The organism is Paenibacillus lacisediminis (assembly GCF_046567315.2).
On sequence record NZ_JBKIAX020000006.1, the window covers coordinates 364,226 to 381,778 of the forward strand.

At 46.2% G+C, this 17,553-nt stretch carries 17 protein-coding genes; 9 read left to right on the plus strand and 8 right to left on the minus strand.

The features are described 5' to 3' along the window. Nucleotides 1-180 precede the first annotated feature (180 nt). Entirely contained in the window at nucleotides 181-534 is a 354-nt protein-coding gene (locus ACLD72_RS14635) for a helix-turn-helix domain-containing protein (protein WP_410995376.1), read from the minus strand. 136 nt (nucleotides 535-670) lie between these two features. Here ACLD72_RS14635 and ACLD72_RS14640 point away from each other — a divergent pair, with 136 nt between their 5' ends. The 5 genes from ACLD72_RS14640 (at nucleotide 671) to imm47 (ending at nucleotide 4,311) form a co-directional block, all read left to right on the plus strand. Continuing rightward, complete coding sequence (locus ACLD72_RS14640) at nucleotides 671-1,210, plus strand: hypothetical protein (RefSeq protein ID WP_410995375.1); 540 nt, start codon at nucleotides 671-673, stop codon at nucleotides 1,208-1,210. A 67-nt stretch (nucleotides 1,211-1,277) separates the two neighbouring features. Further along, nucleotides 1,278-1,640: a hypothetical protein gene (locus ACLD72_RS14645; RefSeq protein WP_458475833.1), complete on the plus strand. Its 363-nt coding sequence runs from the start codon at nucleotides 1,278-1,280 to the stop codon at nucleotides 1,638-1,640. A 267-nt stretch (nucleotides 1,641-1,907) separates the two neighbouring features. Next, on the plus strand, nucleotides 1,908-2,243 hold the full coding sequence (locus ACLD72_RS14650; RefSeq protein ID WP_410995374.1) for a helix-turn-helix domain-containing protein: 336 nt from the start codon (nucleotides 1,908-1,910) through the stop codon (nucleotides 2,241-2,243). 284 nt (nucleotides 2,244-2,527) lie between these two features. Further along, nucleotides 2,528-3,241, plus strand: a complete 714-nt coding sequence (locus ACLD72_RS14655) for an Abi family protein (protein WP_458475839.1) — start codon at nucleotides 2,528-2,530, stop codon at nucleotides 3,239-3,241. Between the two features lie 293 nt (nucleotides 3,242-3,534). Next, nucleotides 3,535-4,311: an Imm47 family immunity protein gene (gene imm47, locus ACLD72_RS14660; protein WP_410995371.1), complete on the plus strand. Its 777-nt coding sequence runs from the start codon at nucleotides 3,535-3,537 to the stop codon at nucleotides 4,309-4,311. Nucleotides 4,312-4,327: 16 nt separating this feature from the next. Here the strand turns inward: imm47 and ACLD72_RS14665 are convergent, their stop codons facing one another. Together ACLD72_RS14665 and ACLD72_RS14670 are read right to left on the minus strand one after the other, a co-directional pair. Next, nucleotides 4,328-4,792: a DoxX family protein gene (locus tag ACLD72_RS14665; protein ID WP_410995369.1), complete on the minus strand. Its 465-nt coding sequence runs from the start codon at nucleotides 4,790-4,792 to the stop codon at nucleotides 4,328-4,330. A 56-nt stretch (nucleotides 4,793-4,848) separates the two neighbouring features. Beyond that, on the minus strand, nucleotides 4,849-5,454 hold the full coding sequence (locus ACLD72_RS14670; protein ID WP_410995367.1) for a TetR/AcrR family transcriptional regulator: 606 nt from the start codon (nucleotides 5,452-5,454) through the stop codon (nucleotides 4,849-4,851). Between the two features lie 190 nt (nucleotides 5,455-5,644). Here ACLD72_RS14670 and ACLD72_RS14675 point away from each other — a divergent pair, with 190 nt between their 5' ends. Next, entirely contained in the window at nucleotides 5,645-6,289 is a 645-nt protein-coding gene (locus ACLD72_RS14675) for a hypothetical protein (RefSeq protein ID WP_410995365.1), read from the plus strand. A 544-nt stretch (nucleotides 6,290-6,833) separates the two neighbouring features. Here ACLD72_RS14675 and ACLD72_RS14680 read toward each other — a convergent pair. Then, complete coding sequence (locus ACLD72_RS14680; protein WP_410995364.1) at nucleotides 6,834-8,591, minus strand: ATP-dependent nuclease; 1,758 nt, start codon at nucleotides 8,589-8,591, stop codon at nucleotides 6,834-6,836. Between the two features lie 178 nt (nucleotides 8,592-8,769). Between ACLD72_RS14680 and ACLD72_RS14685 the strand changes: the two genes are divergently transcribed. After that, nucleotides 8,770-10,179: a hypothetical protein gene (locus ACLD72_RS14685; protein ID WP_410995363.1), complete on the plus strand. Its 1,410-nt coding sequence runs from the start codon at nucleotides 8,770-8,772 to the stop codon at nucleotides 10,177-10,179. A 68-nt stretch (nucleotides 10,180-10,247) separates the two neighbouring features. Here the strand turns inward: ACLD72_RS14685 and ACLD72_RS14690 are convergent, their stop codons facing one another. Beyond that, nucleotides 10,248-10,580, minus strand: a complete 333-nt coding sequence (locus ACLD72_RS14690) for a nucleotide pyrophosphohydrolase (RefSeq protein WP_410995361.1) — start codon at nucleotides 10,578-10,580, stop codon at nucleotides 10,248-10,250. Nucleotides 10,581-11,185: 605 nt separating this feature from the next. Here ACLD72_RS14690 and ACLD72_RS14695 point away from each other — a divergent pair. Beyond that, nucleotides 11,186-13,498 carry a bifunctional 2',3'-cyclic-nucleotide 2'-phosphodiesterase/3'-nucleotidase gene (locus ACLD72_RS14695; protein WP_410995672.1) on the plus strand — a complete coding sequence of 771 codons (2,313 nt, stop codon included), beginning with the start codon at nucleotides 11,186-11,188 and terminating at the stop codon, nucleotides 13,496-13,498. A gap of 97 nt (nucleotides 13,499-13,595) precedes the next feature. Here the strand turns inward: ACLD72_RS14695 and ACLD72_RS14700 are convergent, their stop codons facing one another. Next, nucleotides 13,596-14,084 (minus strand): pyridoxamine 5'-phosphate oxidase family protein, encoded by a 489-nt coding sequence (locus ACLD72_RS14700; RefSeq protein ID WP_410995359.1) that lies wholly within the window; start codon nucleotides 14,082-14,084, stop codon nucleotides 13,596-13,598. A gap of 201 nt (nucleotides 14,085-14,285) precedes the next feature. Here ACLD72_RS14700 and ACLD72_RS14705 point away from each other — a divergent pair, with 201 nt between their 5' ends. Then, nucleotides 14,286-15,095, plus strand: a complete 810-nt coding sequence (locus ACLD72_RS14705; RefSeq protein WP_410995357.1) for a hypothetical protein — start codon at nucleotides 14,286-14,288, stop codon at nucleotides 15,093-15,095. A gap of 94 nt (nucleotides 15,096-15,189) precedes the next feature. Here the strand turns inward: ACLD72_RS14705 and ACLD72_RS14710 are convergent, their stop codons facing one another. Both ACLD72_RS14710 and ACLD72_RS14715 read right to left on the minus strand, forming a co-directional pair. Continuing rightward, complete coding sequence (locus ACLD72_RS14710; RefSeq protein WP_410995356.1) at nucleotides 15,190-16,152, minus strand: hypothetical protein; 963 nt, start codon at nucleotides 16,150-16,152, stop codon at nucleotides 15,190-15,192. A gap of 172 nt (nucleotides 16,153-16,324) precedes the next feature. After that, the gene (locus ACLD72_RS14715) at nucleotides 16,325-17,353 is read right to left on the minus strand and encodes a substrate-binding domain-containing protein (RefSeq protein ID WP_410995355.1); all 1,029 of its coding nucleotides are present in this window, start codon (nucleotides 17,351-17,353) and stop codon (nucleotides 16,325-16,327) included. Between the last annotated feature and the right edge of the window lie 200 nt (nucleotides 17,354-17,553).

Here is a 17,553-nt window from a genome sequence, read left to right on the forward strand (position 1 = left end):
TCTTGGTGTGGCCATGCTTTGGCCCATGGTTGAATCTTCCTACTCCCAACTTATTACGGAACGGGAGATTCGTCAAATTGATCGGACTTATTCTTTATATAAAATAAAACCCACCTCTTTATCTTTACACAAGAAAAGGCGAGTTTTTTTAATTGTTAGGATGTAAAATGAACACCTGTTTTATGATGAGGTATCCGTCTTTAAAATCTCCTTTAAAACATTCTTAGCCAGCTTCACTTTCTCTTCATTAGCCTCTCGAAGCATGTCCATAATCTCTTGGATAGAACAATCCAAAGGAGTTACTTTCATTTCCTCTTCAACGTAAGCAAACAACTGAATCAAATTAACTTCCAGAGCCTCTGCAATTTTGGCCAAATTCACAAGTGCTACGTTTTTCTCTCCACGTTCAACTTGCCCTATATATGAAAAATGAAAGCCGCCCTTCTCTCCTAGAGCTTCCTGGGATAACCCCTTTTCCTTTCTCAGCACACGAACTCTAGCTCCTACGAGCTTTAATACCTTTTTGTCTTTCACGAGATTCACCTCTCTATGTAGAAGTGTAGTCAAGTTTCCGGGAGGCAAACATCAATCATAGAATATCATTGATATTTTTGATATTTATAAGTATTATTCCATTGTATAAAACTCTTTTGTATCAGGAGGTATATGTATGGTAAATAAAAATACTCTTATTACCGATTGTTTGCACCTCTCCTTACACCACATGAATTTAGCTCATTTGATGCGAAATCACGGTCAGTTCAAAACAACTCTTATTCTTTGCAACTGGGCATTAGCTTCAATGATTCGAGCTTTTTATATTTGTGAAAATTGTAAGAATCTCAGCGATACGGAAATTATGTTAATCAAGATCACACCACCAATAGATTTAAATCCTAGTCTCGAGTTGGATACTATGGTTTTTGTTAACACACTGGACGCTTTAATTAGTGATCAAGAGATAGATATTGAAATTATGGAATGTAAAGAGGTAGATGAATTACTGCATAAAACAGAGAAGGTGGTGGTTGAGCTATCTGTGAGAATAATGAATTTATTGAAGACGGAGATGGATAATTGCTTCAATATTAATATTGATTGTGAAGAATCAAAACTAATTATATTTAGTCAGATCGAACTTCCTCAGCAAAAATATCGTGAGAAAACCGTCAAGAGAAGCGAAATATCTCCAATAGACCGGTTAACGTAACGCTTAGCCCCTCTCTCCTAGTTTGCGGAGCCGTAAGATCAGCGTCGGGCTGCATTTTATAATATTCATGTCCAACCAATCGCTCAACCACTTAACCCATCCAAATCCCCCACGACGCCAAGAAGAAAACAAAGCATGTTTAACGGCTCAACCTAATAATCAGCGTTTGACAGTCAAGCCGGTAACCGATCGTGGCAAGAAAAATCGGAAGGGCGTTGAAAGCTTGAGGACAAGGAAGGCTGGCGGGTTGGTCGGCAGATCAATATCCGCTGCCCGGACGCTTTGCACGATTATCTCGTTTGATCCGGAAGCAGAGAGGAAGATAAATTCAGGAAAAGAAAATAGGTTTGGGAGAAGGAGGTTTAGGAGAAGTGAAGCAGACCTGACGGAGGAATGGGGCAAGACATCGGAAAAAATGAAAGGACCGTGATTAGCCCCCACCTCTCCCCCCAGAACAAAAGGGATAATCGTGCAAGGCAGCATGCAGGGATACCAAGACACGAACGCTATAGACAGCCACCTCAGAGCCAAAGTCATAATTTATTTTGTCAAGCACTGATCTCGGTTTTGAGCCTGTTTAACGGCAATTATTTTCTTCTCATTTATTTTTTATACTTATAAGTACTATTCAAGCGCTTAAATACATACTATAATTATATATGTACCTTACCAAAACTAAAAGAAGAGGTGGAAATCCATGAGTTTACCAAAAATTGTTGGAAAACGAATACGCGAATGTAGAAGAAAGAAGAATTGGACACAGGAGCAACTAGCCGAAGCTGCTTCGCTTCATAACAGTTACATAGGCAGCGTGGAGCGTGGAGATCGCAATATTTCTTTGGAAACATTGGAAAAAATCGCTTTGGCTTTAGACGTACCGGCAGGGGAGCTAGTTCAGTCGGAAGAAGCATTGGACAAGCAGCGTTTGCTCGATGAACATTTGAAGTTGGTAAGTGGTAGAAATGCGGAAGAGATCGCGTTGATTACGAAGATCACTAGGGATGTAATTTGGGGGATGGAGATGAAAAACTAAGCTTCTGTAAGTGAAGTTGCTTCACTTGTGGTACGGCTCAAGCACATATAATACTACGCAAGCGAAACTCGCCCCCTCATTTTACTGGAACTTTGTGGTATAATCTGGATGTGAGGGGGGGGTTGAATCATGTCGAAAATTAAAAATATAGATTCACTTATGAAATACCTTAATGACAGACACAACATTGCAATTTCTGGTGGTCACCAAAAAAGAAGACTGAAAAATATCGGCTACTATCATGGTTACAAAGGTTATCGTTTTTCAATACACCCTCACTTAAAATTGCATATACAGATTTCAACCAAGTTTTAGCGATTAATTCTTTTGACCTAGACTTGAAGTCAATTTTTTACCCTCACATAATGTTCATTGAAACGGCACTAAAAAATTATGTTCTTGAAGTAACCTTACAGCACTCAAATACTGAAAACTTTAATGAAATATTCGATAAATGTTTAACTTATTATAAAACTTTCGCAACTGGATCTGATGAATATAAGAAAGCATTGAAAAAAAGGCTAGGGCTGCGAGAAAAAATTTATAATATTTTAACACGTGATTACACAAACAACAGACAGGTTGTTCAACATTTTTATCATAAAGACGAATCAGTTCCTATTTGGGCTATATTCGAAGTTATTAGTCTCGGGGAATTTGGAAATTTTGTTTCTTGCTCGAATATCAATATTAAGAAGAACATCTCGACATCACTAAATTTGAACCAGTCTTGTGATGCCAACGGAAAACTAACTGAAAGCATTATCTATATTATAAAGGACTTAAGAAATTCAATTGCACATAATGATGTCGTATTTGATACAAGATTCAAGAGTAGCAATCCAAATGGGTCTTTGTTAGCTTGTCTACGACTGGACACTCAAATTACCAACATAAATTTCCATACTATTATTGATTATCTTATCCTTGTTATTTATCTCCTTAAGAACTTTCATGTTACCAATACAGAATTAAACAAAGTTGTAAATAAATTCTAGATCTTGATTAACAACTTTCGAACCCTGGTTCCAATAAGCATTTACAATCAAATTTTCCACACTGATACCAGAAATAAGCTAAATTTATTAAAATCATTTATTAGCACTTAAAATAATTGCATCATGTATGCTCTAATTGTATAATATATAGAGAGAATAGCGGTGAATGTCTTCGGACTACACCTAAGGGAATCGGATGCGTCCGATTCCCTTTTCATTATATCACTATGTTTTTACACGCAGACCTCGTCCCTCCAACGTACCACTGCGTGAATCGACAAAGGCTGTGAACCATGACAAACTTTCAGAACCTCATGAATAGCATTTGGTACGGGGAGATACCGGTGGACACCTGTGCAGTACGCGCATCCACTGAGCAAGAAGTTTTGCTTCACCTTATCGAATTGTTCAAGTTAGGGGATTTTTCGCAAAAGCCTCTGCTGATTCAGTTAATGAATCATACCGAAGATCGGGCTGTATTAAACCTGTGCATTCGAGTGTTCTGCTCCATCGCCACCCATGAAGATTTAAGGGATCCCGATCATCTGCGGTTTCTGGCAAGTGTCCCGGCGGATATGGTTCATACCTTCGCATCGGCTGCGGTTACTTCGCTTTCGCTTGAGGCCGTTCCTTACTTGTTGGCCCTGCTTGAGGATTGGGGTGAGGTGTCCGAAACTTCCATGGTTCTTAGAGAGGCCATCGATGCGTTTATTGAGTATGAAGAACCAATGGGCTTGGGCGCTTCGATTGAAGAGATCGGGCATTATTACTGGAAATACTGTTACGCACGCGATACGGGGAAATATTATTTTAATCAGGAGTTGGCTTTTCCCGGAAATTTGACGAAAAAATTAATCGAACGAGTGCTGATCGCCGCCAACGGGCAACAACAACTCGAAATGCAGCTTATTCCGTCATTATTGTCAATTTGGTCCGGACGAAAAGTGCCTGGGGAGTATCACACCGTGATCACCGAGCAGAACTACAAGGACTTTATCGATTATGTTAGAGAGCTCTCCAGAGGAGATTGGAAGGCCGGGGAAAAATATTTTTACGGGCATAAGCTATAGCCTCCCGAATCTCACTTTATGTTCGCCGCCCAGATCGGTGACGGAAGTAACATATTATAATTGCAAGGGTCGCTGACAGGAAGACGATTTGCATCAGGGTGCGGGGAATCAGCGCATCTTCCGGTTTCGTCGCAAGCCCTGAAAGGGCATAGTGGACATTTGCCGGGAACATGCAGATGAGTAGAAGCGAGAGTCCAGCAGCTGCCCAAGGGGCCGTGGGCCGCCACAGCAAACCTATAGCCCCTGCCAACTCCAGCAGACCGGTGATCGTCACGATTAGACCGGGATAGGGCAAGATGGACGGCACCATACTAATAAGCTCTTCCCGCCTCCAAACAAAATGCACCGTGCCGGTCAACACAAACATAGCCGCAACTCCGCTTCGAAGGGCAACAGGCCAAGAGCGGAGACGTTTTACTCCAGCGGCTCCCAGAGCGAGAATGACAAGCGTGACGACAACAAGAACAATAAGGGGTTCCATCGTATGACCTCCATTATTTTCGGTTTTGAGAGTACCCGTGGCTCAGATCACCCCTTCTATTCCTGTTCTCTGCGGGGATTTAAAATATCCGTCATCAACGCCGTTAAATCTTGTGCTTTAAGAATCGCCAGTGCATTCGGAATGCTTGAGCGGATGCGGAAACCGAGCGTCATCAGGGTGAACATTTCCGCTGTTTTTGCCGCATCCACGGTTTCAGGAATGACTCCGTGCTTCTGCCCCGTTTCAATCCATACCTTGGATAAATATACGGACCGATCGTAATACTCCTTCAACGCTTCCGCGACTAAGGGGTCTTCCTCCTTGCCGAGTAAATACAGCAGCACTTTGTTTGTAATGCTATTTGGACTTTCATACTCAATAATACTCTCCTTGATTTTCTCCATCGGGTCGTCGAAATTCCGGTGGCCGTACTCAACCTCATTCATGAAACGTTCGTTGGTTTCTTCAAGAACTTCTTGTAAAAGCCAAACAAAGATTTCGTCTCTGCTTTTGACATAATGGAAAATCGCCCCTTTGGACAAACCGGATCTGTCCATGATGTCCTGCATCGTAATCGAATAGCAGCCTTTTTCCTCAATTAATGCCTTAGTTGCGTCAATCAGCCGTCTTGTTGTCTGTTGTCTGCGTTCCTCCTGTTTCAAAGCCGCCCCTCCATGTAACCATTTAAATTTTATAAGTTTATTATAATACAGACCGTCGGTTTGTAAATATTTATTTAGTGTTTACGCCAAACTCATATCGGATAAAATAGAACATATACTGGTTGTAGTTTAACTTGCAGTTTAGTTGTAATTCAACTTTTAGTTTGCTATGATGGGAGGTATAGACACGATGAGCAAAGGGGTGTGGCTCATGACAACCATAGAACTCCGAAAGCAGGCACGGGAGCTTGTCAGGGAGATTGCTGCTAAATCCGATCAGGAACTGATCACTATTGACGCCGGCTCACTTAAAAACTTAATCCACCTAATGAGAGATTACGCCATCATTACCCATGCAACAAATCCGGAAGCGGAAGTTGAAACCGTTATGGAATCGTTAATTGAGTATGTAGATTTTAATGAAATCGCGTCTGCCGCCCACAAGGGAGGTATTACCTATCGCACTACTCAACTTGCCGAGATTTTTAATGTCTCCGTAACCGCGATCAATAACTGGATTGATGAAGGCCGGTTTATTGGATACAAACGCCAGCCTCGCAGACATGCGCGAATTCCGCATTTCACACCATTCAAGCACCGTGACGGAAGTGTGGAGCCTCTTGAACTTGTTGTAGAAAGATGCAAACACCAAAAAAGTGGTTCGTTCGCGGACGAAGACGAAAAAGCAATGCTAATCAGTGAGATCGGACTTCTTCAACAAAAATACGGTGGGAAAGCCTTTGATGAAGCTTTTGATTTTGAAAATCTGACAAGCGAACAGGAAAGCGATGCTTCCCGTTGGCGCTTTTACTTGGCTAGGCTTAAAGAACTTTAATGAGCAGATACAGCGAATATGTCGAAAAACACGTACCGAGGCCTCCCATTGTTCCCACCGATTGGGATTACGTCAGTTACGAGTTTGATGATATTATAGATGGCTCGATTCTTGACGGGAACAAAGAAGGGGCTAGCCGATACCCCCAAATCCGGAAAACGATCCGTATCAAATATAGCGGAGGTACCTTGCACGCCTCTGAGTACATACAAGATCGTAGGGGCGAAGCCCCTAAAGTGATTGGTTTTGAATATGATTGGCAGTACAACCCGGATAATCCGGATGCCTGTTGGAAGTTCCACTATGATACCTATCATCCGGAACAATATTGGCCAGCGACAAAGCACTTTCACCAACATGACCAGCCAAACCCGCAAAAAACGAGTCATGAAAGGATGTCTAATTTCTCCATACGGGATACGTGTGCCGTACTGGAAACGATCCGCGTTGCACTCCGTGTATCTGGTAAATTGCCCATGTCCTGATTCAATACATAATAGACTGGCCGCTCATTGAGCGGCCTTTTAAGTTTTCAACTATAATACTACTCATTCACCACCGTAATATCCTCATCCCTAATTTTCCAAAGCGGATCATGACTTAACCCTTTTTGCGCAATAAATCCGCTCACTTTCTTCGTTAATTCAAATAGATTTGCGTATTCTAAATTGCAATTGTGTTCTTTTCCAATGATTCTGTTTATGATGGTAATAAATTTTTGGGCAGCCTCATTTTCTTCCTCAGTGAAAATCCTCCATGCATTATACGGTTTTAAACCGTCGGCCTTTCCCTCTAAATACTCGGCTTCAAAATTCGGTATGGATACAAAGGATTTGATGTTAAGGCCATTCGCTCGCCCTGCCTCAACTTCTCTCATCATTTTTTGGTTCATCGTCCACATAGAATTTATGATGTACTTGCCGTTTCTTTTGATTTTCGGGCTATCCGCATCATGAAGAATACTGTAGTTTACTTTAAAATGATTAAGTATTTTTGACACAGTCACGATATTCGCCTTGCCCAAACAATTGATGACGTGAACCGAGTCCTGTGCGATTTTTCCGGTTTGCATGAGGGATTTTACAACCGTGACTTCGGTTTCCCCTTCGACCAGCAAGTTATGATTTGCAAAGAAAAACTCGTTGAAATATGGGTTGCAGAAATTCAGCATTTTTAAGTTTTCTTTATCATCGGCTGTAAACTTGGCATCACCCGTAGAAAAAGTATTCACCGTGTGGTTAGCGCCATGATCTTTTTCAATTCTAATGATGGTTGTATGGTCTTTCGTCAGATCGATAAAAACAGGTGAATGTGTGGAGATCATCATCTGCCAATCGGAATGCTCAGCAATCGTATAGAGTGATTCCATGGCACTTCGAATCGCCGAGGGGTGCAGAAAAGCCTCCGGTTCCTCCAATAGTAAAATTTTTTTCGTGCCTACGCCGACCGGCTTCTTTTTGACTTGGTGTCTGCCGGTTTCCGCGAGCATCTTTAATGCCGACCACAGAAAAGTTCTCTGCAGACCCGTACCGTGATTGGAAAGCGGCGCTAAATGCTGTTCACTGCTGCCCAACCGGATAAAGCTGCCGCTGCCGATCAGCTTGTCCGGTTCGATTTTGCTGGCCTGCGGGTCAATCTGGATGATGCTTGCTTCCGGGAATACCTTCATGATTTCTGTGGAAACCATAGCGCATGAGCTGTTCAATTCCTCAGAAATTTCCGTTTGGACGTCCTCCGCTAATTTCTTAATATCGGCTAAAAGCTGCTGAACCTTCGTGTTATCCCTTTTGGTGTTTTGTTTAATGGCATCAATGAGGATTTCGAGGATTTTTTTCTCCAATTCTGAGGGATCATCGAGTGGAGATATTTTTAACGGAGTTGGGATCTTGCTCGTCAGAATACTGTCAAAACCGCCCATGCCCCCTTTTTCGAATTCACCGGTCGCGGGATTAAAGGAAAATTTCTCACCGCCCACATCAGGCGAGGACCAGCGATATTGCGCTTTGATGCAATTTTTATACCCGGATTCCTCGTCTTCATGGATCCACTTTTGGGCTAATTCCCCTTCTTCAACATCCACAAAAATCCCGGTAATGATGGGTTTATTATTAATATCTTCGTTGTAAAAATCTTTCAGTTTCAAGGGTGCACCTGTCGACGCAAAAGCCTCATAGGCGGATAGTACAGTGGTTTTACCGACGTTATTTTTGCCTATAAGTACAATAATATTATCGATTTTGACCTTTACGCCCTTCGGACCGATCCCTCGAAAGTTTTCGATGATTAGCTCCGCTAATTTCATTTCCGTTCCTCCCGTATCCCTGCGAGATTATTAGAATGAGAGATTCACTAAAATCATTATCGCCTGTACCGCCTCTTGCTAACCCTTCATTTGGTTACTTTTCAGCCGGCATTAAACGTATTTTCAGTTTGCTGTGCTAAATTTCCAATATATTCATGTTTACAGGAGGCAGTACATAATGAATAGGATAGGCAAAACGGCGTACATAACGGGAAGTTTGGCCTTGGCTTCAGCCTTGCTTGCGGGCTGCCAGGGCAATGATGAGCCGGAGCTCGGCGTAGCAAATGTGGTGCAGGAAGAACAGCAGGCCAGCGAGTTTGTCGGCAAGATCAAAAGCATTGAAGGGCAGACGATTACGGTGTATAGGGCTTTGGATGCTGAAGGCGAACAGGCTTCGACCGAGACAGGTTTAACAGAGACAGGTTTAACAGAGACAGATTTAACAAAAGCAGGTCCAGCAGAGACATCTTCGACAGAAGCAGCTTCGTCTGAAGGCGGTTCTACCGAAGACACGATTGAGGTGACGTTAACGGAGGATACGATCATCATTGCCGCGGCAGGTAAAGCGGATGCCGGGGACGTAGAGGGTTCCAAGATCGCGGGGAGTACCGAGGACGTAGTGAGTTCTGGTAACGCGGAGAGCACCGCCAAAGCTGGAAATTCCATGACCAGCGGTAGCCCGGGAACGGATAATGGCGTTGCAGTAAGCGAATTAACCCTGGATGATCTTAAAGTTGGGGATGTTGTCTCCATTCATTTAAAAGAAGGGACGACGGAAGCGACCAGGATTGAGGTGATGGCCGCCTTCTTGCCGGAGGGAACCGAACCCGCCACGGGTAAGGAAAATACTAAAAATACGGAAGCCCCCGATGTCCAGGAAAAGAGCCCTGCTGAGCCCTCGCAAAATGCTGGCGGAAAGCCTGTCGACGGGCAGCGGCCCAACGGCGGAGCGCCAGCGGGCGGACAACCTCCGGCAGGGCGACAACCTCCGGCAGATGGACAACCGCCAGAGGGGGGCCAGCCTGCTCGCGGCGAGGGTGGTTCGCCTGCAAACGGTAAACAAGGGGATAAAACCTCCTCGCAGGCGGCCAATGCAAATCAAGGGGCTGCGAACAGCGATCAATCGTCGCAATCAGCGGCCAAAACAGGTTCCACCGGAACACCTCAAGGGCCAGGGAATCCCGCTCAATCCGGCGGCGGAACGATGGGCAAGATCAAAAGCATCAGCGGCGAGCAGATTACGGTATATGTCGCCTCCGCTCCACCCCAAGGGGCAGTAGCGTCTAGCGGAGAGCAACTTGAGCCGCCGGCGAAAGAAACAGCCCCCGATAATGCGAGCGGGGAAACGGCTGTGATTACGGTAACGTCCGATACGAAGCTGGTTTCCGTCATTTTTTCGGTCAATCAGATGGTGGAAAGCGAAATTTCCTTGTCCGAGCTGCAGGAAGGGTCCATGATCCAGTATACGCTGGCGGAAAATTCAACAGATGCGCTTAAAATTGCAGTAAGTCCGGCTGGCGGGCCCGGGGAAATGAGCGGGCCAGGCCCGGGCGGAAACGCGGAACAAACAACAACATCAGCGGAATAGCAGCGATAAAGCCAAGCGGCTATGGATGCTCAAGTCCATAGCCGCTGTTTTTTTAATTGCCTGTACTTCTACAGCTCCGTATACTTCTCCCTCTTCCCATAGGCCTTGTCCACCGGATATTTGGCTGCGTTTTTGCGCATTTTGCTGCGAATAATATCTTCGATGTCGAGGTCCAGGGCATCAGCCAAATAAACCGCGCAGACCAGTACGTCGGCCAGTTCGTCCGCGATATCCGTTTTTTTGTACAAAACGGCTTCCGCGGAGGTTTTCGATTGAAAGCTCTCCAGCAGCTCGGATGCCTCCAGGCTTAGAGAGATCGCCAAGTCTTTCGGATTATGGAACTGCTCCCAATTCCGCTCCTCCCGGGAAGCAAGAATCATTTTTATCAGCTCTTCATTCATGTTCGGCGCTCCTATCATCGTCTTACTTCCAACTTATTACGGAATGCGCCGTTCGTCAAACGTGCGGTCTGGAGACAAGGTGTATGAATCGGCTGGTTAAAGAGAAAAATAACTGACATCTCCCTATCATCAGTCCAAAAAAACCATGACTTTTCCCACCCCATCCCTTAAAATAAAAACAATTTCATAAGTTTACTTAGTTTTTACGTTTGCTCGGAAGTACCAAAAAAGGCTCAAAACCAAAAACGGCGCTTGACCAACCAATTATGAGAACCTCCAAAAAAAATATAAGGACAATAAATGTCGTTATTCCGGCGATATCAGTCCACGTGAGAGAAATAGAGGAAAATTATGTCCCTATTTTAGCAAATCACAAGGAAATGTCCGCGTCCCAGACCAGTCTTAGGAAAATAAGGACAAAAAATTCCGCTAATGGGACTGAACATCCCCGGCTTCGGATAATAAGCGCATAAAATTCCGCTATTTTCAAGGCCGGCGGTTCTTCGTGCCCCAGCAGCAGGCTGTCAAGCGCCGATTACTAGGTTGGGCCAAAAAAAGAGGGAGGAATAAAATTGATCAAGCACCGAAGTCCAAAGCTCATCCTGATGTCAGCGATCCTGACCGCCAGCCTTGCGGCCATGCCTTTCCCGGCCTTTGCGGCCGACAGTGCCGGGGCCACCGTGGAGCTCCGCATTCTGGAAACCACCGATTTGCACGTGAATATCGTCAACTATGACTATTTTGCGGACAAACCTACCGATGAGTACGGCCTGGCGAAAACGGCGACGCTCATCAAGCAAGCTCGTGAAGAAGCCAAAAACAGCGTGCTTATCGACAACGGCGACCTGATTCAAGGCAACCCGCTGGGCGATTACGTGGCCACGGTGGAGAAGCTGCAGGAAGGCGAAACGCACCCGGTTTATAAAGCGATGAATCTGCTGGATTACGATGCGGGCAACTTGGGCAACCACGAGTTCAACTATGGGCTGGATTTTCTGAATACCTCGTTAAAAGGCTCCAACTTCCCCTATGTGAACGCGAATATTTACATAGACGACAAAGACGGGGATCCCGCAAACGACAAAAACGCGTTTAAGCCGTACATCATTTTGGACAAAGAAGTGACTGACAACAGCGGAGCGAAGCACACGCTCAAGGTCGGGGTGATCGGTTTCGTGCCTCCGCAAATTATGTCTTGGGACAAGGCTAATTTGGAAGGCAAAGTCATCACCAAAGATATCGTGGAAACGGCCGAGAAGTTCGTGCCGCAATTGAAAGCGGAAGGCGCCGACATCATCATCGCGGTGCCGCACTCCGGCTTCGAGGACATTCCGCAAACACCGCTGATGGAAAACTCGGTGCTGTACCTCAGCAAGGTGAAAGGGATCGACGCGATCCTGTTCGGCCATGCGCATAAAGTGTTCCCGGACGCTTCCTTCGAAGGCAAAACGGGTGTTGACCTGAAAAAAGGCACGATCAACGGTGTTCCCGCCGTCGAACCGGGTTACTGGGGCAACCACCTGGGGATCATCGACCTGACGCTGGAGCAAACGGACGGCAAGTGGACGGTCAAGGATTCCGCCGCTTCCGTGAAGCCGATTTACGACACCGCCAACAAAAAACCTCTCGTCGAAGCCGACCAGAAAATCTGGGACGCGGTCGCCGAGGATCATGGAAACACGCTGAACTACGTACGCGGTCCGGTCGGCACGACGACGGCGCCGATCAACAGCTGGTTCGCCCTGATTCAGGACGATCCGTCGATCCAAATCGTAAACAACGCGCAAAAATGGTACGTGGAGCAGCATCTGCAAGGAACGGAATACGAAGGCATTCCGATCATTTCGGCGGCGGCTCCTTTCAAAGCGGGCGGACGCCAAGGCGCCAACTACTACACGGACATTCCGGCCGGCAGCATCGCGATCAAAAACGTCGCCGATCTGTACTTGTACTCCAATACGGTAAACGCCGTGTTGGTGACGGGTGCCGAGCTGAAGGAATGGCTGGAATGGTCGGCGGGACAATTCAACCAGATCGATCCGTCCAAAACGGAGGAGCAAGAATTGGTCAACTACGATTTCCCGACGTACAACTTCGACGTGATTGACGGGGTGACTTACCAAATCGACGTCACGCAGCCGGCCAAATACGACGCCAAGGGCGGATTGCTGAACGAAAAATCCAGCCGCATCGTCAATCTCAGCTACCAAGGCAAACCGATCGATCCGGAGCAAAAATTCGTCGTCGCCAGCAACAACTACCGCGCCTCGTCGAACAAATTCGCCAACCCGGACGGCAAGCGGATTATCCTGGCTTCGCCGGACGAAAACCGGCAGGTCATTATCGACTACATCCGCAAAAACGAAAAGATCAATCCGAGTGCGGACGGCAACTGGTCGCTCGCTCCGTTTGGCAGCGCCAACGTAACGTTCGCCACTTCGCCGGAAGCCAAAGACGCCCTGACCGCTAGCGCCGCATTGGCCGCGAAGCAAAACGTTTTGACGTACCTGAAAAATACGGAAGACGGCTATGCTAAATTCAAGCTGAGCGTGAATGCCGAAAAGGCCTCCGCCAGCCCTGCTTCCGAACCGGTTTCGCAGCCGGCATCGCCAGCGGCGCCGCAAGCCGATCCGGCGGAAACGCCGGCAACGACACCGGAGCAGCCCGCTCCGGCAGAAGAGCCAACCACAACGCCGGAGCCGGAGGCCGAGGCTAAACCGGCAACGGAACCGGCGAAGGCGCCGTCGTCTAAGCCGGCGGCCTCCCAAAATATCGTCTATAAGGTGAAAAAAGGTGACAACCTGTACCGCATCGCGATTGAACACGGCACAACCTGGCAGGTTCTAGCCAAGTACAACAAACTGGCCAATCCGCATCTGCTCCATATCGGACAAAAAATTGTGATTCCGGCGAAGTAACTTATTGCGATAAAATAACCAAAGGCGCGGCCAGGATGGCTGCGCCTTTGGTTTAATTTTTTCAGGCTGACTTAGTGCTCCCCAAACTTTACCGGGTTTAGACCAAAGTCACCGTCTTGTTCACTTCCGTCTCGGAATGGGCACCGGTAAGCTGCGAGAACATCCGCTTCATCATTTTGGTCCAGTTGCCGGTCTCCCAATATTCGGCCGCTTCGGCCCGAACCTTAATCAAAACAAGCTGCGGATCATCGCTTGTGGTATTTAGCAGCTTGCCATAGGCCGGGTTCCAGAACTCTTTGATTTTCGCCCGATCCTCGACCAGCTCTCCTTTTCCGCGAATCGATACGTAGGATTTTCCCACATAGGCCACATTCACTTCGGGATTTTCCTGAAGTTGACGATACTTGTCCGTATCCTCTTTGGTTAGGAACCAGAGGTCGCCGTCGAACTCAACTTCCTGCGTTTTCATCGGACGTGACACTAATCCTTCCTTCGTTACGGTGGTAAGCATCGCCATCTCGATCCCTTTGATCAATTCCCGGACCGTTTCAACGGCCTCTTGATGCGCCGCCTGATTGTTTGTCATTTTGGTTCCCTCCATTTAGGGTTTTGGCCTGAATGTTACTTCCCCGTTAGGTTAAGCAGGAAGGCCGGAAAATAAACAGACCAAACAGGCTTGTTCGCATGAACTTAACTTTTTTGTAAAGTTTTGTTGTTTTTATGTAAATAACCCGCTTATTTTCTCTGGTATCATTTTTGCTAGACAAGCTGAAAGGAGTACATAACGTTGAAAAAAGAACTTGGCGCATGGCTGTTGTTGGGGGCTGTTTTGCTTGCGGGATGTAGTTCGGATAAGCCGGAAGCAGCTTCACAGACACCAAACGAGCCTACCGGCAATCAGGCATTCACGCAGCAGGAGCAAGGGACGAACCAGGGTACGGCCAATCCCGAGCAAGCTACAGCGGTAACGGAGCCAACACAAGAGGCTGAAGAAGGCCCAACCTGGTCTTCGGAAAACAAAGAAGTGAAGCTTAAACCTGTGAAAGCCACTGATTCTTCCTATGAGGGCCTAACTGTGGAAGTCAATGGCGTGAAAAAAGAGTTCGACTGGAGCTTCCCTACGCTCTATGAACCTCAGGTTTTTTATGCCGATGTGACGGGAGATGGTAAGAAAGAGGCGGTTATCATCTATAGTATAGGAAAAGGTACTGGTTTAAGCCTTGATGAAATCCATGTGCTGAACAGCGGCGATCTTTCGGAAATCAAAGTGCCAAGTTATGAGGAAACCGTCGCCAACCATATCGAAACGCATATTACGAACCATGATGATATTTTGGACATTCAAGTGAAAGCCATGGGAAAAGAACACGAATTCCGTTACGAGTCCCCATACCCTGATTTAGATCAAGATCGGCTTGGGTTCGGCGGCGTAGTTTATTATAACGTGGAGAATCAAAAGCTCACCTCCACCTTGGGCGCAAGCATCGGAGTGGCGGTGTACGTATGTGATGTCCATATCACCTACAAGATCGATCCTGCCAAAAACGAATTTGTTGCGGATCAAATTGAAGTCGAACCTTTCAGCAACTTGAAGTAGGGAAGGCGCCCTGCATAACACTGACTCGCTTTCCGATAAAACAAGCCTTCCCCGGCGGTTGTCTTGGCCGACTGAGAAGGCTTGTTCACAGTTTTTACATCACTTCGAAATAATAAAATTGACCTTTTGAATTAAATTTCCCTTGTACCTGGGGGGCACCCTTTTTAGTAAACATCACGGTATCTTCATTACCTTCGACTTTTTCGGCGGTATATCCCGACAGATTCAGGCTCATGATGGATTTGGCCTGCTTAGTGGCTGTTTTCAGCAATTGATCCACAGTATAGCTTTTGATCTTGTTTTCGATAGCCTCCCTATCTTTGGTGTTTACTCTGTGAAGTTGATCAGACAGTGCTATCGCGTTGACGGTCATAATTCGGTTGGTTCCTTGCTCGACGTCAATCCATACGTTCCCCTTGTCTGTCGTGTAGGCCAAATTATAAATCGGCTTTTGATTCGGTTTCATCGTCATCCCGCTCACGCTGCGGGCTTTCTTTTTTAGCCCGCCGATTTTGGCAAGAGCTGCGTCCGCCGCCGCCTTGGCCGGTTGAGGAACATCCTTGTCTTTAACGTCTACGGTGCTGTATACCAGCTTTCCGTTTGTTAGATAAACGGTCCCGTCATCGTTTCCTGTATTCACTTTCAGCCCCTCTGAATCCGTGTAGTTAACGATAACTATGTCAAGCTCCTCGTTGTTTTTCGGGAATGCCTTTTTCCATGCATCTTTCAGTTCTTTCTTAAACTTTGCGTTTTGCAGGTCCTTGTATTTGAATTGGGCCGAGATGATATTAACGGTTCCCTCAGCATCTACGATCACTTGACTGTATGAATTCCCCTCGATCTCAAACGCCACATCGTTTCCGAATGCTTCGGCTTTCGAGAACGAGTAGGTATTCCCCGTGATCTCTTTCAGCTTGTTCTGCGCAGCTTCGATTAAAGCTTGATCCACGTTCTGGATAGTCACAGCCGAGGCCGCATGGGCAGAAGCGTCCGGCAGACCGCTCACCAGCATGGCGGCCAGTGCAACAGAGCCGAGTATTTTGTGAATTTTGTTCATTGTTGTTCCTCCCTGATCCTTAATCTGTTCACTTATATAACAAATGTAGATAGGCTATTTGTGACAAGGGCACAAAAAAAGCCGCTCTTTCGAGCGGCGGCGTTATTTAAATGAGCCGAACAATTCACGAAGAAAGTCCCTCCGCCCATGCAAAATACGATCCGACGCCATTTTACCCCGCCGGAAATGATGCCCGAACATAAGTGGCGGGAGCTATTTTTCGATGAACCGGCAACAGACGCTCATGCAATTTTTTCTTGGACAGCGACTCTTTTATGATCGAGATGGCTGCAGCGGCTATTTTCTCGGATGGAATATCTATGGTCGTGATGGGCGGCGTAGAATATTGGGTCGCTTCCGGTCCGGTCATCCCGATGGATATAATGGCAACTTCCTCCGGAATGCCAATCTTCAAACGGTTAAATTGATGGATTATTCCCAAAACGACGGTATCCGATTCACAAAATAGAGCCCCGGGTCTGGCCGGTAATCGAAGATATTTGTCCGCCGCCGCAACTCCCCCGGCCAGCGAATTCGGCACCGTAATGATGTCCCGTGGATCAACCGAAATACACTGCTGCTTGCACGCTTCAAGAAAAGCAACAATACGCTGGCTGGAAGCAACATAAGGACTTTCCACCGACACGACACCGATTCGTTCAATCGACTGTTTCGTAAGCAAAGAAACCGCCTCTGCCGCAACTTCGCCGGAATCAACATAGACCGTCGAATACTTTTGGGAATTACGATTAATCAGCACAACCGGCATGCGGGGCGATAATGACTCCAAATAGGCCAAATCCGATTCGGATGTTGCGCCTATAATAACTCCGTTATAGCTGTTGTTCTCGATCTCCTTCGCATCTTTGGCGATCTGGTCATTCGTATAAATGCGTATAACAAGCTCGCAATCAAACTGTTTCTTCTCGATTTCGGACTGAATCCCCGCCAGCAACGCCGCCAGCATATTTGTCCGGGCGTCTAAAGTCCAATATAACGCAATGATCGGCTTGGCCTGATCCAAATTGCGTAAACGCCTGGCGCTGACATTCGGTTGGTACCCCAAATCGTCCATGGCTTTGATGACTTTATTATAGGTCTTTAAGGGAATATTCCGTTCCTTCGCTTTGCCGTTGACGACAATGGAAACCGTCGACACCGACACCTCCGCTAATTTAGCGACATCTTTCATCGTAACCATCGTAAGTTCCCCAATCCAACACAAATAATTGACATGTATTCTTAAAATAATCATACCAAATCCATTACAAATGTGAACAATTGTGAAAAGTAGAACATGTTATTGATTTATTAATTTTATTGATATAAAATGAGCGTGTCAATTAGTACAACGTTATACTAAAACGTTGTACTTAAATTCCATGAAATTCGGCCGAATTT